Source organism: Agromyces sp. NPDC058484 (genome assembly GCF_042720415.1).
Lineage (GTDB): Bacteria > Actinomycetota > Actinomycetes > Actinomycetales > Microbacteriaceae > Agromyces.
This window is the reverse complement of the sequence record NZ_JBHXMP010000008.1, coordinates 135,394-155,918: the sequence shown is the minus strand read 5'-3', so window position 1 is coordinate 155,918 and position 20,525 is coordinate 135,394. Positions and strand designations below refer to the sequence as shown.

Here is a 20,525-nt window from a genome sequence, read left to right as displayed (position 1 = left end):
GATGAAGCCGTCGCCCGCGCGACCCGCGTACTTCGCCACGAGCGGCCCGCCCGCCGCGATGTACACCGGCACCGCGGCATCCGGCCGGTCGTAGATCGACGCGTCATGCGTCGAGTAGTACTCGCCGTCGAAGCTGACCTGCCCCTCGTCGCTCCACAGCGCCCGCATCAGCCGCACCGACTCGCGCAGCCGCGCATACCGTTCCTTGAACTCGGGCCAGTCCTGCTCACCCGCGCCCCGGAACCCCGTCGCGATCTCGTTCAGCGCCTCCCCCGACCCGAACCCCGCGATGATGCGGTTCGGGTAGAGCACGCCGAGCGAGGCGAACGCCTGCGCGAGCACGGCCGGGTTGTACCGGAACGTCGGCGTCATCACCGACGTGCCGATCCTGATGTCCGTCGTGCGCTCGCCGACCGCGGCCATCCACGTCAGCGAGAACGGCGCATGGCCGCCCGTGTGCCGCCACGGCTGGAAGTGATCGCTCGCGAACACCGACTCCATGCCGTGCCCTTCCGCGGCGACCGCGATCTCGACGAGCTCGCGAGGCGCGAACTGCTCCGCACTGGCCTTGTATCCGAGGGTGAGCGTCATGATGTTCCCTTTCCATGGGGGTCGGTGATCGTTCTGCGGGCCTCGCCGGCTGGTGCGTGCGGCAGCGCGCCGTCGGCCAGCGCCGCCACGACTTCGGCCGTGTGGGGGCCCACGCCTGCCAGCAAGGCATCTTCCAGCGCCTCGACGGTGTCGACGTCGCGCCGTACACCGGAGGTCATTGAGTCGGGTTCGGCCTCGACGAGGTCGGTGAAACCCGCGGCCGCGTGCCGGGCGGCCGAGCGGTCACCGAATGCCGGCGTGAACGACTCGCCGACCTGTGCCGTCACCAGGGTCGTGCCGGTGCCGTCGGCATCGGGGACGAAGGCGAGCGGATGCCGCGCCGCCGCGTGGAGCGCAGACTCGAGCCCGTCGGTGTGCAGCGCGGGCAGGTCGCCGAGCAGTACCGCGACCGCGACGTCACCGTCGGATCGGGCGGCCGCGACACCGAGTTCGACGGCGGAGCCGAGTCCCGCACCGGGGCTCTCGTGCAGCACGTCGACGCCGTGCGGGAGATGTGCGTCGAGATCGACCTCTCCGGTGACGACGACGATGCGATCGACGGATCGGGCCGCATTCGAGGTTTCGATCGTGTCGAGCGCGAATGCGCGGGCGAGCGCGAGCCGCACCGGCGGCGTAACTGCCGGCGCGAGTCGCGACTTCGCCGCGGCGAGTGCTTTCACCGGGATCACGAGCGTCCAGGTCGTCATGAGCTGGGCCGCGCGTCCACGAGGTCGGGCACATGAGGCCCGTCGTGCCGGGTCACGGCGGCGGCGAAGCCCTCCGCCCACCCGATGGTGCGGCCTGCCGCCGACCCGACCGCACGGCCGGCGATGAGGCCGGCGGCATAGCCCTCGGAACGGGCTGCCGCCTGCGATTCGGCGCGCCCCGCGGCGAGGCCCGCCGCATACCCTTCGGCGATCGCCTCGTCGGTGCCGAGCCGGAACATGTCCTGTGCCGCGGGTCGAACGATCGCGGTGGCGTCGGGGAGGCCGAGCGGCCCGACGAGGCGACCGAGCCCCGAGACGACGGCCACGGGGCATCCGCTCGCCTTGCCCTTCACGAGATCGCTCGCGGCGGCCAGTTCGTCGGCGACGCACGGCATCGTGACCGACAGCGGGTTGCCCGCGCCATCCGTCGTGCCGCGCAGATCGTCGAGCACGTGCACCCCGGCCGCACCGATCGCGACATCGGTCTGCCCCTCCCGCCACGGGCGTCCGAGCGTGTCGCTCAGGATCACGCCCACCAGGCGACCGGTGCGTTCGCGAACACCCCGAGCGATCGCCCGCGCCGATGCGTCGGGGTCGATAGGTAGGAGGAGCACGGTTCCGGCCCCGGTGTTGCTCGCATCGACGCCGGCTGCGGCGGCGACCATGCCGAGGCGATTCTCGACGATGCGGGTGAGCCCGCCGGCGTGCGCGCGCGTCGCGACGGTGCGCACGGTCTCGTCGGTGATGGCCTGCTCGCGGTCTGAGGCCGGCACGATGCGCCCTTCGGCTTTCGAGACGATCTTCGATGTGATGACGAGGATGTCGCCGTGCTCGAGGCTGCCGGCGGCGGCATCCGTGATGACGGTGACCAGATCGTCGCCGGGGCGGATCTCGCCGATGCCGCTCAGGACCCGGATGCCCAAGGGGCGAGGCGCGGGGCTCATGCTCGCAGTCCCGGGAGCACGTCGCGGCCGAGGCTCGTGCGCCCCGCGGTCTGGTCGCGGCCGACGCCATGCAGGTGGAGGCGGTCGAGGCCGGGAGCGAGGTCGAGAGATCGCCGGATCTCGGCGTAGTGGATGGCCATGGGCGCTCCTCCGGTTCTGACGAATCGAAGCCGTCTCATTCGCGATTGGTGGACGGCTTCAGGCGGACTGGCTGTCCTCGACCTCCTCATTATTTCGGATACTGGATCCAAAAATCAAGATCCAAATTGAAACAGGACGTCGAAGCATGATCAGCGGTGGGCCTGACCAGCCTCCGCTGATCGTGCGCCATCGGCGGCGAGGAGCTCGAGCACCGCGTCCCGCACGCGCTGCAGATGCGACCGCAGCTCCTCGACAGCAGGCTCGACCTCGCCGGCAGCGACGGCCGAAATGAGCCCTTCATGCGAATGCGCATGCGCGTGGTCACCGTTGTTCACGAGACGCCACCCGAGCACGTAACGGCCTACCTTGAGCCGCAACTGCTCGATCATCTCCCACAGCACCGGATTCCGCGCCGCGTCATAGAGCACCGCGTAGAACTCGGTGCGAGCGTCCACGAAATCAGCGCCCTCCTCCTCGAGGTCGGCGGCACGACCGAGTTCCCGCAACCGCTCGAGCCGTTCGGGGGTCATCTCGGCCATCGAGAGCCGCAGCGCCTCGACCTCGAGCAGGGTTCGGATGTCGTACACCTCGCGTGCCTGGTCGACTGAGAGCGCCTTGACGACCGCCCCGCGCCGCTCATGGAACTCCACGAGCCCGTCAGCCTCGAGCTGAATGAGCGCCGAGCGCACCGGGAGCCGAGAGACACCGATCGTCTCGGCGAGCGTCTCCTGGCGCAACTTCTGCCCGGGGACGAGCGTCCCATTGAGGATCGCATCCCGAAGGATGTCATACACCATCACCCCGACCGAGCGGTAGCCCGTCTGGTGGCGGCCGGCAAGACGCTGAAGCGCACCTTCGCGGGATTCTGCGTTCTCGGCGGCTTCGCCGGGTTCACCTGCAGTACGAGCGGTCATGGCATCCGAATGTATCGGAAAGATCACGCAAGATGCGCATTCCGGATCCAATATTCGAAGATGACATCGAAGACTTGGCTTGCGTTGATGAGCACGCTGGTGGCGATCGCACCACACGTCAACGAAGGAAGCGCCCACGGCTTGCTCGATCGAACAAACTCCCAGTGGCTGCCGAGTCTCGAATGAAGTATGCACGAAAGGGTCTCACCGGGATCAAGACGTCCTGGTGGAACGGCATCCTGTAGGGGCGGACGGGACGTGAACCCCAGCAGGATGCCGCGATCTCGCCGGGGGCGCAAAGCTCGCCGACGAGGTCTCGGAGACCGGTGATGATCTCATCACGGTCGAACGTAGTCGCGGATCGCCGCCGCCGTGCTTCGCTGCAATATGCGAAGGATGCAACCTGTCGTCAACGCGCTCCCCGAACACGTAGAAGCATCTCTCGCGAAATCATGTTGCGTTCTGGAGTGTTGTGCGAACTGTGTCCTCAGTCCGCCGGCGTCCAGCTCGCCGGGGCGGTGACGACGCCCTTGCGGAGGATGAGGTTGCCGTACGGACGCACCTCGCCGGTGCGGATGGCGAGTCGTGCTGCAGCTGCGCGGTCGTAGAAGGCGAAGCGCTCGAGCGACGACGTGCGCTCGGCGGGCGCAGCCGCTGCGTCGAGCAGCTCGCGCTGCACCGGCAGTTCGTCCCCCTCCGACGTCATGAGCAGCACCGCGGGGCCCTCATAGCGGTCGACCGGCATCACGGTGCGGATCGCGACGACTGCCGCGGGAGAGGTGATGCCGGCGAGCTCGACGACCTCGATGCCGAAGCGGTGCGCCGGAAAGTTCGCGTCGGCGACGACGAGCTCGTCGCCGTGCCCGAGCCGGTCGAGGGCCGCAAGCAGGTCGGCGGTGAGCATTGGATGGATCCCGGAGAGCATGCGTCGTCTCCTTCTCAGTCGGTGCGCCCGGTGGCGCCATTGGTGCGCGAGTAGACCCGCATCGCGGTGCCGCCGAGCACCGCCGCTCGTTCGTTCGGCGAAGTGATGCGGTCGATCGCCGCGCGCATCACCCGCCATGTCGGTGCGTAGCCCCCGTGCGGCACTGACATCGGCCAGTCGCCGCCGTACATCAGCCGGTCGGCGCCGAATCCGGCGAGGGCGATCTCGAGGAGCGTCCCAGCGACGCCGCCGTCGAGGGCGACGCCGGGGAGGTGCAGCCCCGAGAACTTGGCAACGGTGTTCGGAAGCTCCGCGACTCGGTCGAACTCGCGCCGCCAGTCGTCGAAGTCGGCGCGGCCGACCGGAGGCTTGGCCAGGTGGTCGATCACCACGGTCAATCCAGGCACCGCCTCGGCCACGCGGCGTGCGCCGGCGAGGTGCCGCGGCCACGCGTCCGGGACCTCGAAGACCAGCCCCAGCCTGACGAGCTCGGCGAGGGACGCGCGCACCTCGCGCAGGTCGAGGAACTCGTCGCGGGGGTCGTCGTGCACGAGGTGACGGATGCCCCGAAGCGCGGGGTCAGCCGCGATCTCGTCGAGCGCGGTCCGTGCTACGTATGGCGCATCGAGCGGAAGCCAGCCCACGACGCCGTCGACCCAGTCGTGCGTGCGTGCGGTGTCGAGCAGGAACCGGGTGTCCGCGAGCGAGTCCTCGGCCTGCACGAGGATCGCGCCGTCGACGCCCGCCGCTGCAAGCACGACTCGCGCCTCCTCGGCACTGAACGAGCGGTCGAGCGGGCCGAGTTCTGGGGTGATCCAGGCGTAGTCGCTCACCGTGCGGTCCCACACGTGCAGGTGGGCATCGACGATGCGGGTCATGGGATGAGCTTCCGCGCGCGCAGCTCGCTCCAGAGCCGCGCGGGCGGCGTGTCGCGCATCCTCTGCACGTTCTGGGCGATCTCGCCGGCGACGGCCGACCCGACCACGACGGAGCGTACGGCCGGGTGCAGCAACGGGTAGTGGATGGCCGCCACTGGCAGTGCGACATCGGATGCGGCGCAGGCGGCCGCGAGCCGCTCGGCACGTTCGAGCACGGCGGCCGACGGCGCAGCATAGTCGTAGCGCGCGTTCGCGGACGGGGTGTCGGTGGCAAGCAGCCCGGAGTTGAACACTGCGGCGGCCACGACGTCGACGCCGCGCTCCTCGCACGCAGGCAGCAGTTCGTGGAGTGCGGACTGCTCAAGCAGGGTGTATCTGCTCGCGATCATCACGACGTCGAGGTCGCCTTCACGCACGGCGCGAGCCGCGGCGGCGGCGTCGTTCGTTCCGATGCCGATCGCGGCGACCACGCCCTCGTCGCGAAGCTTCGCGAGGGCGGGAAGCCCTTCTGCGAGCCCCCGGTCCAGGTCGTAGGCGTCGGGATCGTGCAGGAACGCGATGTCGATGCGGTCCATGCCGAGCCGCTCGAGGGAGTCCTCGATGCTGCGCCGGATGCCCGCCTCGCTCGGGTCGAAGCGACGAACCGTGCGGTTCGGCACGGCGAAGTCGAAGGCCAGGTCGTCGCCCCCGGCGAAGGCCGGGTTCGGGTCGAGCACGCGGCCCACCTTCGTCGACAGCACGAACTCGTCGCGGGGCTCGGCACCGAGGAACGCGCCGAGCCGACGCTCGGAGAGGCCGAGCCCGTAGTGCGGCGCGGTGTCGTAGTAGCGGATCCCACCGTCCCACGACGCGGCGAAGGCAGCCGCGGCCTGTTCCTCGGATACTTCGGTGTAGAGGTTGCCGATCGAGGCGGCTCCGAAGCCGAGCGGCCCCATCCGTGCGATGAACTCGGCCGGCAGACTCACGCGAGGGTCTCCGCGTGGTGACCGCGCCAGGTGTACTGCTCGATCGACGCGGGGAGCATCTCCGTGCCCGCGCCGGGTGCGGTCGGCGCGACATAGCGCCCGCGCTCGATGACCACAGGGGTCGCGAAGTGCTCGTGCAGATGGTCGACGTACTCGATCATGCGTCCCTCCATCGTGCCCGAGACGGCGACGAAGTCGAACATCGAGAGGTGCTGCACGGCCTCGCAGAGGCCGACGCCGCCCGCGTGGGGGCAGACGGGGGTGCCGAACTTCGCGGCGAGCAGGAGGTTCGCGATGTTCTCGTTGACCCCGCCGACGCGGGCTGCGTCGATCTGCATGACCTGCATGGCCCCGGCCTGCAGGAACTGCTTGAACAGCACCCGGTTCTGTGCATGCTCGCCGGTGGCGACCCGGATTGGCGCGACGCCGCGCGCGATTGCCGCGTGGCCGAGCACGTCGTCGGGGCTGGTCGGCTCCTCGATCCATGCGGGGTCGAACTCTGCGAGGGCCTGCACCCACTCGATGGCGGACGCCACGTCCCAGCGCTGGTTCGCGTCGATCGCGATCGGGTAATCCGGGCCGACCGTGCGCCGGGCGACGGCCATCCGACGCCGGTCGTCGTCGAGGTCGGCACCCACCTTGAGCTTGATCTGCGGGAAACCGTCGGCCACGGCCTCGCGGCAGAGCCGCTCGAGCTTCTCGTCGGAGTAGCCGAGCCACCCCGGACTCGTCGTATAAGCGGGGTAGCCGTTCGCGAGGAGAGCCCGGGTCCGCTCCTCTCGGCCGGGCAGCGCGGCGCGAAGGATGTCGATCGCCTTGTCGGGCGTGATCGCGTCGCTCAGGTAACGGAAGTCGACGAGCGAGACGATCTCCTCGGGTGAGAGCCGGGAGAGGTGCAGCCAGAGCGGTTCCCCCGCGCGCTTGGCACGAAGGTCCCAGAGCGCATTGACGGCCGCGCCGATCGCCATATGCATGACACCCTTCTCGGGACCGAGCCAGCGCAGTTGGGAGTCGGTCATGAGCAGCCGCGAGGCCGCCCCCATGTCGCCGAGGAGCGCTTCGACGTCTCGGCCGACGAGGTGCTCACGGAGCGCCTCGATCGCGACCACCTGCACGTCATTTCCCCGGCCGATGGTGAAGACGAAGGCATGTCCCTCGAGCCCGTCGGCGGCGTCCGTACGGATGATCAGGTAGGCCGCCGAGTAGTCGGGGTCGGGATTCATGGCGTCCGATCCGTCGAGCATGAGCGAGGTCGGGAAGCGGATGTCGCGCGTGATGACGTCGATGATCGTGGTCATGATGTCCTTTCTGGCCTACTCCAGAATAAACATCGGATGTTTGAGCCGTCAACCTTCGATGAATGTGCGAGAATGCCTAAGACACGTCGGAATCATCCGACCAGAGTGCTGATGTTCGTCGAGAGGACCCTCAATGCGTTTCGCCCGCCTCGGAGCCCCCGGAGCTGAGATCCCCGTCGTCGTCGACGGCGACCGCCACCTGGACCTGCGTTCGGTGACGGCGGACATCGACGGCGCGTTCCTCGGCGGCGACGGCGTCGCCCGGGCATCTGCCGCCCTCGCAGACGGCCGCCTCCCCGAGCTCGCCGGTGCGACCGAGCTCCGTGTGGGTGCCCCCATCGCCCGACCGTCGGCGATCTACTGCGTCGGCATGAACTACGCGGCCCACGCGGCGGAGTCGGGCTCGCAGCCGCCCGAGCATCTCGTGATGTTCATGAAGGCGCCGAACACGGTCGTCGGCCCGAACGACGCGGTCCAGATCCCCCGGGGCAGCACCAAGACCGACTGGGAGGTCGAACTCGGCATCGTCATCGGCTCTCGCGCGAGCTACCTCGACTCCCCCGATGACGCGCGGGCTCACGTCGCCGGGTACGTGCTCGTGAACGACCTCTCGGAACGGGACTGGCAGCTCGCCGTGTCCGGCGGTCAATGGTCGAAGGGCAAGAGTGCGCCGGGCTACTGCCCGACCGGCCCCTGGCTCGTCACCGGTGATGAGGTCCAGATCGATGACGTGCGCCTTCGCAGCTGGGTGAATGGCGAGCCGCGCCAGGACTCCCGAACACGCGACCTGATCTTCGGCATCGACGCGATCGTCTGGCAGCTCAGCCAGTACCTCGCGCTCGAGCCCGGCGACCTCGTGCTCACCGGTACTCCAGAGGGCGTAGCGTTGTCGGGTCGCTTCCCGTACCTCGCCCCGGGCGACGTGGTCGAACTCGAGATCGACGGCCTCGGCCGGCAGCGCCAGCAGTACACGGCCGCCTGAGCCGGGAACGGAGCATCCACGTGGATCAGGAATTCGACGGCCTCGTCGCCGTCGTCACCGGCGGCGCGAGCGGCATAGGTTCGGCGATCACCGAACGCCTGGAGAAGGGCGGCGCAAAAGTCGCGGTCTTCGACCTGCGGCCCGAGTCGGCGGAGCATGCCGACCTGCGCGTCGCCGTCGATGTCGCCGACAGCGCGAGCGTCGCGGCGGCGGTCGACCAGACCGTCCGGGCGTTCGGTCGGCTCGACATCGTGATCAACAACGCCGGCATCGGCGCCCAGGGCGACATCGCCGCGAACGACGACGCCGAGTGGCAACGCGTACTGGACATCAACGTCATCGGCATTGCACGGGTCACCCGTGCCGCGCTACCGCACCTGCGGCAGTCTCCTGCGGCGGCGATCGTGAATACCTCCTCGATCGCGGCGACTGCCGGCCTCCCACAGCGCGCGCTGTACAGCGCGAGCAAGGGCGCCGTGCTCTCGCTCACCCTGGCGATGGCCGCCGACCACATTCGCGAGGGCATCCGTGTGAACGCGGTGAACCCCGGCACCGTCGACACGCCCTGGGTCGGGCGGCTTCTCGATAGCGCCGACGACCCCGCCGCCGAGCGCGCCGCGCTCGAGGCGCGACAGCCGCACGGCAGGCTCGTCGCCGCCGAGGAGGTCGCCGAAGCGGTGGCCTACCTCGCGGGCCCCCGCGCTGGCTCGACCACCGGTGTCGCGCTTGCTGTCGACGGCGGCATGCAGGGCCTCCGGCTGCGTCCCGCCCCCGCGCGCTAGCATCACCGTATGGCCGTCACCGACGAGGCGATCCAGCGCATCAAGGACATGATCACCGAGGGCCGTCTGGCCCCCGGTGATCGCCTCCCCCCCGAGAAGGAGCTCAGCGAACAGCTCGGCTTGTCGCGCAACTCACTGCGGGAGGCCGTCAAAGCACTCGAACTGATCCGGGTGCTCGACGTGCGCCGCGGCGACGGCACCTATGTCACAAGCCTCGAGCCCGCGCTGCTGCTCGAGGCCATGTCGTTCGTGATCGACCTGCACGACGACCAGTCGATCCTCGAGATCCTTGCGGTCAGACGCATCCTCGAGCCTGCCTCGTCGTCACTCGCCGCCCAGCACGCCGACGAGACGCAGCTCGAGATGCTCCAGAAGATCGTCGACGCCGTCGAGACCGACGCGAGCGTCGAAGACCTCGTCGCACACGACCTCCAGTTTCACGGCGCAATCGCCCGAGCCGCCGGCAACGGGTACTTGGCGAGCCTGCTCGATTCGCTCTCGAGCCACACGGTGCGAGCGCGCATCTGGCGCGGCATCACGCAGGAGCACGCCGTCGATCAGACGCTCAGCGAGCACCGGGCGATCCTCCAGGCCATCGCGGCGGGCGACTCCACCCTCGCCGAGGCGCTCACGCTCGCGCACGTGGCGGGCGTCGAGCAGTGGCTGCGCTCGGCGGCGCTCTGAGTCGGCACCGAAGACCCGAGCAACTCCGACGGTTGGATCAGCGGCAACGACCATTTCGGTGCAGCCGGCCTGGATCAGCGGCGGGCGGCCGCGACCGCGGCGTGCACCAGTGCGGGATCCGTGCGGGAGACGAGCGACGCGCCGCCGACTGGGCCCGTCGGAGCCGGATCCTCGACGATCTGGCGCGCCGAAAGGTGCACCGCATCGATCCCGAGCGCGAACAACGTCGGGATGTCGACGGGGCGCACGCCACCGCCCGCCATCACCTCGAGGCGCCCGTCGGCGCGATCCGCGAGCGCCGCGAGTTCGGTCGCCCCGTCGATGCTGCGCGCCGCGCCGCCCGAAGTCAGGATGCGGGAGATCCCGAGGCCGACGAGCACGTCGACCGAGGCCTGAGGATCGGGCATCGCGTCGAGTGCCCGATGGAACGTCACCGCGGCTTCGCCGGCAGCGAGCACGAGGCGCTCGACGGCGGGCCGATCGATCTGACCGTCGGCCGTCAGGGCACCGATCACCACGCCGCCCGCCCCTGCCTCGACCACGGCGCGGATGTCTGCGAGTTGGGTCTCGACCTCCTCTGCGGTGTAGACGTAGCCGCCCTCGCGTGGCCGCACGAGCACGTGCACACCCGCGAGCCTGCCGGCGGCTTCGGCGATCCGCACGCACGCGGCGACAGTGCCGATCGACGGTGTCAGACCGCCAGTACCGGGCGCCGTGCACAGCTCGACGCGGTCGGCGCCCGCCTCGAAGGCGATCCGGGCGCCGGCCGGATCGTGCACGGCGATCTCCACGGCGCGGGGCCGCAGCGCTTGCGAGTCGAAGGCCCGGCCGGGCGCGCCCGCGGTCATCGGGAGACCGCCAGCACCGCGACCGCCTCGCCGCGGAGCCCTTCGGGCACCGACGCGCGAACACGTCCGTCGTCCCGGCGAAGGTCGGCAGCGCCGGCGCCGAGCCAAGCGGCCGAGCCGGTTGCTGCGAGCTCGTCGGGCAGGACGAGTTCACCCGAGGTCGGCTCGAGCAGGTGCACGAACACGGTGCCTGCTGACTGTGTGTAGCGGATCGGCGCGAGCGGTTCGACCGCCCGCACCCACGGCCGGGTGCCGTAGACCGCCTCGCCGTTCCGGCGGATCCATCCGCCCATCGCCGCCATGCTCGCGGCCTGCAGTTCGGGAATCGTGCCGTCGGCGCGGGGCCCGACGTTGATGAGCAGATTGCCGTTCTTGGCGACGACATCGATGAGGAGCCGGATGAGTGCATCACCCGACAGCGAGTGCTCGGGACCCTCGGCCTGGTTGTAGCCGAAGGAGAACCCGAGTCCACGCGTGGATTCCCACGGTTCGACGATGACGTCGTCGATCTCGCGGTACTCCCGGGTGAGGAAGCCGTGGTAGGGCACCCCCCAACGGTCGTTCACGACCCCGCCCGGAACTCTCCGGAAGTAGCGGCCCAGCAACGCCGCGACGGCGAAGTCGCCACCGCCCTTGCCCCCGTCGGGCCAGTCGATGTCGTTCCAGAGGATGTCGGGCGAGAACCGCTCCACGAGCTCGTCGAGTTGCGCCGCGGCGTATCGCGCGAAGCGCTCGTCGTTGCGGCGGAACCGGAAGAGATCGGTGTCCGACTCGATCGGCGGGAAATCGCTGACGTGCCAGTCGAGCGCGCCCGAGTAGTACACGCCGAACCGGGCGCCGGCGGCCCGCGTCGCATCGTGGAACTCGGCGATGAGATCGCGGCGGGGGCCACGCTTCGTTGCGTTGAACGGGGTCGTCGCCGTGTCCCAGAGGCAGAAGCCCTCGTGGTGCTTCGTCGTCGGGATCACGTATCGCGCGCCCGCGTCGATAAGCGATCCCACGAACGACGGCGCGTCGAACGCCGAGGAGTCCCAGAGGTCGGCGAGGTCCTCGTAGCTCGTGCCCGTGCCGTACACGTCCTGGTGGTGCTCCCAGGTGGGGCTTCCCGGGATGCGAACGGTATTGCCGTACCACTCGGCGTATTGGTGGTGGGCATACGCGTCCTCGGTGGGGACCCTACCCTCGCCGTGCGGGGTGCCCCACGCGGGCACCGAGTACAACCCCCAGTGCACGAAGAAGCCGAGCTTCGCGTCGCGGTACCACTCTGGTACTCGTGCTGTGGGGTAGGTGGGGGCTGCGACGCCGAAGTCGGGGCCGGTGCGCTGTTCGAAGTTGAGCATGGGTCTCCGGTCAGGTGGTCGTGCGACGGGTGACCACGGCTTCGAGGGTCGGGGTTCCCGTGGTGTCGAAGGGGTAGACGCCGGGGACGAGGTGGTGGTGGCCGAGTCGCAGCAGGTCCTGGTCGACGCCGCCGGGGGTCAGTGCGAGCGTCCATCCGGCTGCGAGTTCGTAGAGCTCCGGCTCGAGGTAGCCGATCTTCACGACCAGGATGTCCGTCGCCTGCGGGTCGAGGCCGAGCATCGTGAAGTCGGCGATGTGGTGGAACGGCTTCCTGCGCTCGGTGATGATGGCGTGCACGCCGCCCGACCTGACCACCACCTGCGTTCCCGCGTCGGGGTCGCCGTCGGTGATCGAGAAGACGTCGCCGGCGATTGCGATCGGCCCGGACGGGCCTGCGTCGACTCGGCCGCCGACCTCGAGTGACACCGTGTGACCGACGCCCGCCTCACGGGCGATCCGCACGGCATCCGCGTCGAAGATCGACGCGTGGATCGCGGTCGCCGTGCCGTTCGCGAGCTCGGGGCGCTCGAGCAGCCGGCCGAGGGTCCACGACACGTCGCCCGCGCCTCCGGCGGTGGGGTTGTCGCCCGAGTCGGAGATCACGAACGGTCGCGGCGCTCCAGGTGCGAGAGCGGCGTCGAGCGATTCAGTGAGGGGCAGCGCGTCCGCGACGAATACGAAGTCCGCACGGGCATCCCAGTAGAGGCGTCCGAGCCGCTCGACCTCATGACGGATGAGTTCGGGGTCATCACCTGTTACGACCACGGCTGCCTGGCAACGCGGCTCGTCGGCCCATGCGTAGCCGACCCAGATCGCGGCGTCGACGACGCCGGGCAGCGCCTCGATACCGGGAATCTCTGCGTAGATGCTGCGAGCCGGCTCGAGCCGGGTGCTGGTCTTCTCGCCGGGCAGGAGCACGGGCACCTGAAGCCAGGCCTTGTACGGGCGGCGAGCGGACGGGTCGGTGCCATCGGACGAGCGCAGACGCGTCAGGAGATTGAACACCGCTCGTTCCTTCGTGTTCTGCTCGTCCTCATGTGGTGCCATCCGGTAGCAGGTGATGAGGTCGACCTCGTCGAGCAGTTCACGCGAGACGTTGCCGTGCAGGTCCATCGACGCCGAGACGAGGGTGTCGGGGCCGAGGGCGTCCCGGACGGCGTGGGCGAGGTCGGCCTCGGCGTCGACCATTCCGACGACGCTCATCGCTCCGTGAATGTCGAAGAAGAAGCCGTCGAACGGCCCTTGGGCGCGGATCCCGTCGACGATGAGCTGCTTCATGCGCTCATACGTCGCGGTGGCGACCGCCCCTCCGGGCAAGGATCGGCCGTGTGTGAGCGGCACCCACTCGGCGCCATCACGAAGTTCCGTGCCGGGAGCGAGGAACCGGTAGTACCCGATGAGCTCGTCACCCTGGCGGATCGTGAAAGCCTCGTCACCCGAGACATGTGGCGAGAACGTGCTCGATTCGATGGCGATGCCGGCGATCCCGATGCGCGGCTTGGAGAGCCCACCGGGCTCCACGGGGCTCAGCGGGCCCATCCAGATTTCGGATGCCTCGGACAGTCTGAGTTCGCTCATGCAGTGCGCTCCGCTCCGGTAGTGGCGTCGGCCTCATGCAGGGCGAGCGCTGCGGCGCCAAGCGCCACGGAAGCGTCGCCGAGTGCCGACGGGTGGATGTCGAGGGGGTAACCGGACACCGGCTCGTTCCGAGCGAGCGTGGCGTGGAGCGACGGTGAGAGCAGATCCCACGCGCCTCGCACTCCTCCGCCGATGACGACGTCGGACAGGTCGAACAGCGTCGTGGCTGTGGCGATCGCGAGCCCTACGGCACGGCCGGCATCGTCGTAGACTGCCCGCGCCTCGGCATCACCGATTCGAGCCCGCCTGGCGATCTCCACAGCATCGAGTCGGGCCGCAGCACCGGTCCGCTCGGCATAGCGCTCTTCGATCGACCTCCCTGACGCCAGCGTCTCGAGGTGTCCCACCCGCCCGCAGGTGCAGACGATGTCGCTGTACCCCGGCGTGTGGCCGATCTCACCGGCCGCACCACGATGACCGGCGAAGATCCGGCCATCGAGCGCGATCGCGCCACCGACTCCGGTGCCGAGGGCGATTCCGAGCACGTGCGCACGGTTGTGAACAGCGCCCCAGCGGAGTTCCCCGTGCAGGAAGGCGTTGACGTCGTTCTCCACCGCCACCGGTAGGCCGAGGGTGTCGGAAAGCACGCTCCCGAGCGGAAACCCTGCCCAGCCGTTGAACGACTCGGATGCCGCGATCACGGTGCCCGTGGACTGATCGATGACCCCGGCTGCGCCGACACCCGCGGCGTGCAGCGCGGCACCGGAATCGTGTTCGAGTCGACGAACGAGGGCGGCGGCGGCATCCGCCATCGCTTCGCCACCTACGCGGGCCGGAGCCGGCACCGCATCCGTGGCGATTCGGCGCCCCTCCGAGTCGCAGATTACGGCAGAGATCTTCGTGCCACCGATGTCGATTCCGGCTACGAAGGCTCCGGCAGTGGACCTGCTGCGCATGAGCTGATCAGGGTCACCCTTACGCACGCTCGGCCAATCTCGTGTCGAGATCGGTCGAGAAGCCGGTTGCCGCTCGGAAGCGCTCCAACATTTCTCGAGCCTCGTCGCCGCGATCGGCCCAGCGATCGACCAGCTCCTGTGGATCACGGTCGAGCTCGAAGAACTGCCCGGATGTTGCGTCGGTCGGCGTTCCGATCGGATCGGTGAAGCCACCGGATCCGGTGCTGAACACCGCCTTGTCGGTGCCCTCCCGCAGTACCAGTGAGCCGTCGAAAGCCTGCTGGCCGAGCGGACCTCGGCCACTCGGGGTGCGCTCGTCGCCGATGGCCTCGGAGATGATCACTCCGTCCCGCCTCACAACGTCGACCGCATCTGCCATGTGGGCGATTGTTGGAACGAGATCCATGAGCGAAACCAGGCGATCGGACTTCCCGCTGGGTACTCCCGCACCCTCAATGACAAGAGGTACACGGTGTCCGCCCTCCCAGGCATCCGCCTTCTGCCCTCGCCACGGGCCGTTCGGGCGATGTCGCACGACGTCGCCGTCCTCCGGGAAGATCAAGGGGGCACCGTTGTCGCTCGTGATGATGACGATCGTGTCGCCACGAACACCTGCCTGCTCGAGGGTCTCCACGATCCGTTCGACCATCCAGTCGACGAGGCAGACGGAGTCTCCTCTGGGGCCGGCCTCCGACCTTCCCGTGACGAACCCGGGCGGCACGCACGGCCTGTGCGGCGCCGCGGATGCGACATACGCGAAGAACGGCGAGTCACCGGTCGCCTGACGCGAGATCCACGCGGTCGCTCTCTCGAGAACCGTCGTGTCCACCGCGTGATCGACCCAGTCGTCGACGGCGAGGCCGGGCCGCTGTGAGGTGATCAGCGGGGACTTCTCGATCGACGGGATTCCCACCGTGCGGTCCTGCTCGAGGAAGCAGTACGGAGGCATGTCCAACGAACCGGCGATCCCGAAGAAGTCGTCGAACCCATGATCGAGCGGCCCTCCGGTGAACGGCTCGGCGTAGTCGACGTCTCTGCCGGATGCCTGCATGTCCGGCACGAACCCGGCTGGCCCGAACGCCGTCGGGCGCGAGCCCGCCTTGTGCTTCCAGTTCAGGCCGAGGTGCCACTTGCCGAAGGCGCCCGTACGGTACCCGCCGGCACGCAACACATCGGCAAGCGTCGGCTCGTCATCGAGAATCGATGGGTCCGTACCTCCAAGCACTCCCGCCTGCAACGGGCTTCGCCACGGGTACCGCCCAGTGATGAGACTGTAGCGGCTGGGACTGCATACGGCGGAGGTCGCATGGGCATCCGTGAACAGCACGCCCCCTGCAGCGAGCTTGTCGATCGCCGGCGTCGGAATGGCCGTTGCCCCGTACGCGCCCAGATCGCCCCAGCCGAGGTCGTCGGCCACGAACAACACGATGTTCGGCTGCCGGCGACCGGATCCCTCGCCGGACTGGAGGCGTGTCTGCATCAACGACCCGCCAAGCCGACGGTAGCGATCCCCTTCACCAGGTGCTTCTGCAACAGGATCACGATCAGGAGCGTCGGTGCCATCGAGATGACCGAAGCCGCGAGGATGAGGTTCCAGGCTGCGCCGTGCTCACCGAAGAACGTCTGCAATCCGAGTGGAACGGTGCCGAGTTCGCTCACATTGTTCACGATGATGAGCGGCCAGAGGAAGCTGTTCCAATACGTGAGGAACGTCCAGACGGCCAGGACTGCGAGTGACGGCTTGGCCAAAGGCAGGATGACCCTCCAGAAGGTCGTCCAGTTGTGGCATCCGTCCACTCGCGACGCTTCCACCAACTCATACGGAAGACTTGCGAAGAACTGCCGCAACAGGAACGTGCCGAACGCGCCGAATGCCCACGGCAGGATGAGCGCCTGCCACGTGTTGATCCACCCGAACTGCGCCATGACCAGGAACATCGGGATCATCAGCACTTCCTGCGGAATCATCATCGTTCCGAGGTACGCGAGCATCGATTGATCACGTCCGCGCCAACGAAGGATCCCGAACGCGTACGCCGACAGCGCCGACACCGCGAGGACGATGATCGTCCCGAGCACCGAGACCACGAGCCCATTCCAGATGTACCGCTGGAACGGCGCGAACTCGAAGACCTCCACGTAGTTCTGCCAACGCAGCTCCGCACCGAAGAAAGTCGGTGGCTGTTGGAATACCTCGTTGTTGGACTTGAACGACGAAGTGAATGTGAACACGATCGGCAGGATGTACAACGCCGCCACGATCGCAAGCAGCAGCTCGTTCGTGATCCGAAGTGCGGGAAACCCTCGACGCCGGCGAGAGGCCGCCGGGCTGACGCGCTCAAGACTACTCATAGTGCACCCACTTCTTCTGGCCGAACCACTGGACGAATGTGGCTGCGAGGATGAGGAGGAACAGCACCATCGCCGGTGCCGCGGCAGCACCCAGTTCGCCGCCTTGGAACGCCGTCTGGTAGACGTTCATCACCACGGTCACGGTTGCCGTGCCAGGCCCGCCTGCGGTCATGACGAACGGCTCGGCGAAGATCTGGAACGCCTGGATCAACGTGACCGTCGAGGCGAAGAAGATGGCCGGCGTCAACAGGGGAATCTTGATCTGGAACAGCTGCCGCAACGGGCCCGCGCCATCGAGGGATGCCGCAGCGAGCACATCGGTCGGGAGCTGGTCGATGGCGGCTGAGAAGATCAGCATGTTGTAGCCGAACCCCTGCCAGATGATCACGACCGTGACCGCGAGCAGGGCGGTGCTCTCGGTTGCGAGGAGGTTCGGGAGGTCGATTCCGAACAGCGACGCCGCCCAATCGATCAGGCCGTTCGGCTGGTAGAGCAGCTTCCAGATGATCGCGGTGGCGACCGTCGGGGTCACCACGGGTAGGAAGAACAAGACCCGGTACAGGCGCCGGAATCGACTGCCGGCGATCCAGAACGCCATGGCCACCGTGAGTACGAGATTCACCGGCACGATGATGATCGTGAAGACCAAGGTGTTGACGAGTGCGGGAATGAACTCGCTCCCCGGCTCGAACAGCGCCGCGTAGTTCTCGAACCCGGCAAAGGTGATCTCACCGAAGGTCGGCCAGTGGAAGAGACTCGTGACGATCGCCAGAACGGACGGGAACATGATGAACACCGTCAGCCCGAGAATGCTCGGGGTCAGGAAGCCGAGCGCGGCCGGCCGCTCCGACCGCCGACGCTTCCGATGACTCGTTGCGGCAGTCCCCCGTCCTGGTACACCACCGTCTGCCGTGCGCTCTGACGCACGATTGGCCACCTCGGCTTGCCCGGCGGCGGCGTTCGCCTTGATCATTTGTCATCCATCCGTGTCGATGGGCGGGCCGGCGACGTCGTTGCGCCGACCCGCCCCGTGAATCACTTCGCGGCAGCCGATTGGACGGCTTCGAGAACCTGCTCGGGGTCCTCGCTGCCGGTGTACGCGAGGATGAACTGCCTGGCGATCTGCTTCGTCACCTGGTCCCAGTTGTCCGTGCTGATGAACGGAGTCGCCATTTCACTCGATGCTTCGACCGCGTCTCGAGCCTGCTGCGAGTAGCCCGGGTTCTTCGCGTCGATGCTGTCTGCCAGACCCTGGTAGAACGTGTCCTCGCTGCCGAGGCGCGCCGGCGCGGTCCCACCCTTCGCGGATTCCTCAGCGGCATCTGCGCCGGTGATGGCGACGATCGCCTCGGCCGCCGCTGCCTTGTTCTCACAGCTCTTCGAGATACCGAAGCCGGAGTTGGCGGAATAAGTGCCGCCGCCATTCGGCCCCTGAGGCAGTGCCACGACACCGACCGGGAAGCCGGCATCCGCGGCATTGCTCGCGAGGTTCCAGGACCCGTCGACGGCCATTGCCACGTTGCCCGCCACGAACTGCTGCTCACCCCACGGAATGTCGGACGCGCTGGCTGGGACGCTCGCGACTCCCTGTTCCGTTGCGAGGCCGCTGTACCAGTCGAAGGCTTCCTTCATCTCGTCCGAGGTGAGATCGAGTTCACCCTCGGCGGTCACGGGCTTCGCACCGTTGTCGGCCAGCAGCATCGCGAACATGTGAAGGTCCGAGAACGACTGCCCGAACGCCGGCTTCCCCGTTGCGGCCGTGATCTTTTCAGCCGCGGCCTCGAAATCCTCGATCGTCCAGGCCGAAGTCGGCTCCTCCACACCCGCCGCGGCGAACGCGTCCTTGTTGTAGTACAGGAGCATCGTCGACAACCCGTACGGTACGGCGTACTGCTCGCCCTCGAACTGGAGTGCGCTGAGAGCGCCCTCGTTCCATTCGGATTCGTCGAAGCCCTGCTCCGCGAGCAGGTCGTCAAGCGGTTCCAGAGCGCTCGCGAAGGCGGGGAGCCGCAGGCTCTGCATCGACACGATGCACGCTTCCGTGCCGGCTGCCAACTGAGACTGCAGCTTCGTGAAGTAGTCGGCGAAGGGGCTCGTCGTGAGCTCAACCGTGATGTCCGGGTTCTCCTCCGTCACTGCCGCAGCGCGAGCCTTCCAGACCTTGTTGCCGGCCTCACCCTGGTCCCAGAAGCTCCACGTGATCGTCTTCGGCCCGGAATCGTCAGACCCCGTGTCGGCTGAACACGCCCCGAGTCCACCAACGACGAGGGCCGCGGCAACAATTGCACCGACCTTTGTTACCCGAGAAACCATCTCTATCTCTCCTGTTCGACTCAGCGTTGAGTACTGTTGAGGTAACTTTAGGGCCAAAGTTATTCTTGGTCAACCTAACATCGGATGTTTACCGACGACTGGCGATACAGGCGAGAACGGAGCCCACATGTCGATTCCGCAACATGCGCGCGGTCTGGGTGCCAGCCGCGCCGCTATCATCGGAGAGCTTGCGCGGACACCCGGGCTGAGCCGAAGCGAACTCTCGAAGCGGCTCACCATCGGCAACGCGACCGTCACACAGCAGACACGGAAACTCATCGAGCGCGGCTACGTCCGCGAGCTTCCGTCGCTTCCCCGCGGCGAGGGACGGCCGAGAGTCCCCCTGCACCTTGTCACGGGTGCGTTCTACACGCTCGGAGTATCGGTCGAGCTCGAAGAAATGGTCTTCGTGGCCGTTGATCTCGATGGCCGGGTACTCGACGCGCACATCGAGACGAGTACATCAGGCGCCCCGCCGATTGGAGCGCTCACTTTCGCAACCAATCAGTTCATCACCGGGCACGACCCCGATATGCAGTGCATCGCGATCGGCATCGCGCTGTCGGGGGTCGTCGACCCGGGGCGCCACAACGTCGTCCTATCGACAGTACTCGGATGGAGCCACGAGCCGCTTGCCGATGAGTTGGCTCGTGCCACGGGTCTTCCCGTCTACCTCGAGAACGATGTCATCGCCTTGGCGCACAGGGAACTCGCATACTCGAGTCTGCCCGTTGACGACGAATTCCTGCTCCTCAGCATTGGGGAGGGAGTCGGCATGGCAATCGTCACTGACCGAAAGATCTACAAGGGTCTGCAACGCTCGTCGGTCGAGTTCGGCCATGTTTCCCTCGATCCGACAGGCCCCTTGTGCCGCTGCGGCAACCACGGGTGCATTCAGACGTACTTCGGGTTCCAGGAGCTTCTCGCGGGCGCACCGATGGGGTCGAACACGACCGTCTCGGCATTGCAAGAGGCGATTGAGCGTTCGGATCAGCAGTTGCTTGAGTACCTGAGCAATGCTGGTGCCATTCTCGGCCGCGCAACCGGTGCTGTTGCGACTCTCCTCGGTGCAAGCGCCATTCGAGTGACGGGCAAGACGCTGGAATTCTGGGCGCAGATGGAAGCGGGATTCAGCCGCGAACTGACCGCGGCCACACCGACGCTCGTCGACCCAGCACGCACGAGCGTCGTTCCTTGGTCGCTCACGGCATATGCCGAAGGGGCCGCCGGCGTGGCACTCACCTCAGGTCTGGACCGGCTTGATTAGGGCATGAGTGCTCGGCGCGAACATTGCCCAGGATGCGTCGCTCGAGAGCGCCTTCCCTC

21 protein-coding genes are annotated in these 20,525 nt (G+C 67.8%); 4 read left to right on the top strand and 17 right to left on the bottom strand.

The features are described 5' to 3' along the window. From ACFWN7_RS08900 to ACFWN7_RS08860, 9 genes are all read right to left on the bottom strand, one after another. Positions 1-591 (bottom strand): LLM class flavin-dependent oxidoreductase (locus ACFWN7_RS08900; protein WP_376938444.1); only part of this gene is annotated, 591 nt, incomplete at its 3' end. Next, positions 588-1,298 carry a 2-phospho-L-lactate guanylyltransferase gene (gene cofC / locus ACFWN7_RS08895; protein ID WP_376938443.1) on the bottom strand — a complete coding sequence of 237 codons (711 nt, stop codon included), beginning with the start codon at positions 1,296-1,298 and terminating at the stop codon, positions 588-590. The genes ACFWN7_RS08900 and cofC, both read right to left, overlap by 4 nt. Beyond that, positions 1,295-2,242 carry a coenzyme F420-0:L-glutamate ligase gene (gene cofE, locus ACFWN7_RS08890; RefSeq protein WP_376938442.1) on the bottom strand — a complete coding sequence of 316 codons (948 nt, stop codon included), beginning with the start codon at positions 2,240-2,242 and terminating at the stop codon, positions 1,295-1,297. The genes cofC and cofE overlap by 4 nt, the downstream gene beginning before the upstream one ends. Beyond that, complete coding sequence (locus tag ACFWN7_RS08885; protein WP_376938441.1) at positions 2,239-2,382, bottom strand: hypothetical protein; 144 nt, start codon at positions 2,380-2,382, stop codon at positions 2,239-2,241. The genes cofE and ACFWN7_RS08885 overlap by 4 nt, the downstream gene beginning before the upstream one ends. A gap of 150 nt (positions 2,383-2,532) precedes the next feature. Then, on the bottom strand, positions 2,533-3,435 hold the full coding sequence (locus ACFWN7_RS08880; RefSeq protein ID WP_376938440.1) for a GntR family transcriptional regulator: 903 nt from the start codon (positions 3,433-3,435) through the stop codon (positions 2,533-2,535). Between the two features lie 349 nt (positions 3,436-3,784). Then, complete coding sequence (locus ACFWN7_RS08875) at positions 3,785-4,222, bottom strand: RbsD/FucU family protein (protein WP_376938439.1); 438 nt, start codon at positions 4,220-4,222, stop codon at positions 3,785-3,787. Positions 4,223-4,236: 14 nt separating this feature from the next. Continuing rightward, on the bottom strand, positions 4,237-5,100 hold the full coding sequence (locus tag ACFWN7_RS08870; protein ID WP_376938438.1) for an amidohydrolase family protein: 864 nt from the start codon (positions 5,098-5,100) through the stop codon (positions 4,237-4,239). Further along, positions 5,097-6,065 (bottom strand): aldo/keto reductase, encoded by a 969-nt coding sequence (locus ACFWN7_RS08865; protein WP_376938437.1) that lies wholly within the window; start codon positions 6,063-6,065, stop codon positions 5,097-5,099. The genes ACFWN7_RS08870 and ACFWN7_RS08865 overlap by 4 nt, the downstream gene beginning before the upstream one ends. Then, positions 6,062-7,363, bottom strand: a complete 1,302-nt coding sequence (locus ACFWN7_RS08860; protein WP_376938436.1) for an L-fuconate dehydratase — start codon at positions 7,361-7,363, stop codon at positions 6,062-6,064. The genes ACFWN7_RS08865 and ACFWN7_RS08860 overlap by 4 nt, the downstream gene beginning before the upstream one ends. Before the next feature lie 133 nt (positions 7,364-7,496). Here ACFWN7_RS08860 and ACFWN7_RS08855 point away from each other — a divergent pair, with 133 nt between their 5' ends. Genes ACFWN7_RS08855 through ACFWN7_RS08845 form a run of 3 tightly spaced genes read left to right on the top strand, consistent with a single transcriptional unit; the run spans position 7,497 to position 9,811 of the window. Continuing rightward, a complete protein-coding gene (locus ACFWN7_RS08855) occupies positions 7,497-8,345 on the top strand; it encodes a fumarylacetoacetate hydrolase family protein (RefSeq protein WP_376938435.1) in 849 nt (282 codons plus the stop codon). Positions 8,346-8,365: 20 nt separating this feature from the next. Next, on the top strand, positions 8,366-9,127 hold the full coding sequence (locus ACFWN7_RS08850; RefSeq protein WP_376938434.1) for an SDR family NAD(P)-dependent oxidoreductase: 762 nt from the start codon (positions 8,366-8,368) through the stop codon (positions 9,125-9,127). 9 nt (positions 9,128-9,136) lie between these two features. Further along, the gene (locus tag ACFWN7_RS08845; protein ID WP_376938433.1) at positions 9,137-9,811 is read left to right on the top strand and encodes a FadR/GntR family transcriptional regulator; all 675 of its coding nucleotides are present in this window, start codon (positions 9,137-9,139) and stop codon (positions 9,809-9,811) included. Between the two features lie 74 nt (positions 9,812-9,885). Here the strand turns inward: ACFWN7_RS08845 and ACFWN7_RS08840 are convergent, their stop codons facing one another. The 8 genes from ACFWN7_RS08840 to ACFWN7_RS08805 all read right to left on the bottom strand — a co-directional run bounded on the left by ACFWN7_RS08840 (position 9,886) and on the right by ACFWN7_RS08805 (position 19,199). Further along, the gene (locus tag ACFWN7_RS08840; RefSeq protein WP_376938432.1) at positions 9,886-10,659 is read right to left on the bottom strand and encodes a copper homeostasis protein CutC; all 774 of its coding nucleotides are present in this window, start codon (positions 10,657-10,659) and stop codon (positions 9,886-9,888) included. Next, on the bottom strand, positions 10,656-11,999 hold the full coding sequence (locus tag ACFWN7_RS08835; RefSeq protein WP_376938431.1) for an alpha-L-fucosidase: 1,344 nt from the start codon (positions 11,997-11,999) through the stop codon (positions 10,656-10,658). The genes ACFWN7_RS08840 and ACFWN7_RS08835 overlap by 4 nt, the downstream gene beginning before the upstream one ends. Positions 12,000-12,009: 10 nt before the next feature. Beyond that, positions 12,010-13,539, bottom strand: a complete 1,530-nt coding sequence (locus ACFWN7_RS08830) for a M81 family metallopeptidase (protein WP_376938453.1) — start codon at positions 13,537-13,539, stop codon at positions 12,010-12,012. A gap of 35 nt (positions 13,540-13,574) precedes the next feature. Next, positions 13,575-14,534, bottom strand: a complete 960-nt coding sequence (locus ACFWN7_RS08825; protein ID WP_376938430.1) for an ROK family protein — start codon at positions 14,532-14,534, stop codon at positions 13,575-13,577. Positions 14,535-14,553: 19 nt separating this feature from the next. Then, positions 14,554-16,014 (bottom strand): arylsulfatase, encoded by a 1,461-nt coding sequence (locus ACFWN7_RS08820; protein WP_376938429.1) that lies wholly within the window; start codon positions 16,012-16,014, stop codon positions 14,554-14,556. Next, positions 16,014-16,766 (bottom strand): carbohydrate ABC transporter permease, encoded by a 753-nt coding sequence (locus ACFWN7_RS08815; protein ID WP_376938428.1) that lies wholly within the window; start codon positions 16,764-16,766, stop codon positions 16,014-16,016. Before ACFWN7_RS08815 ends, ACFWN7_RS08820 begins: the two co-directional genes overlap by 1 nt. Positions 16,767-16,878: 112 nt before the next feature. Further along, positions 16,879-17,673: a carbohydrate ABC transporter permease gene (locus tag ACFWN7_RS08810; RefSeq protein ID WP_376938427.1), complete on the bottom strand. Its 795-nt coding sequence runs from the start codon at positions 17,671-17,673 to the stop codon at positions 16,879-16,881. A 248-nt stretch (positions 17,674-17,921) separates the two neighbouring features. Continuing rightward, positions 17,922-19,199 carry an ABC transporter substrate-binding protein gene (locus ACFWN7_RS08805; RefSeq protein ID WP_376938426.1) on the bottom strand — a complete coding sequence of 426 codons (1,278 nt, stop codon included), beginning with the start codon at positions 19,197-19,199 and terminating at the stop codon, positions 17,922-17,924. 127 nt (positions 19,200-19,326) lie between these two features. Between ACFWN7_RS08805 and ACFWN7_RS08800 the strand changes: the two genes are divergently transcribed. After that, the gene (locus ACFWN7_RS08800) at positions 19,327-20,466 is read left to right on the top strand and encodes an ROK family protein (protein WP_376938425.1); all 1,140 of its coding nucleotides are present in this window, start codon (positions 19,327-19,329) and stop codon (positions 20,464-20,466) included. The last annotated feature ends 59 nt before the right edge of the window (positions 20,467-20,525 follow it).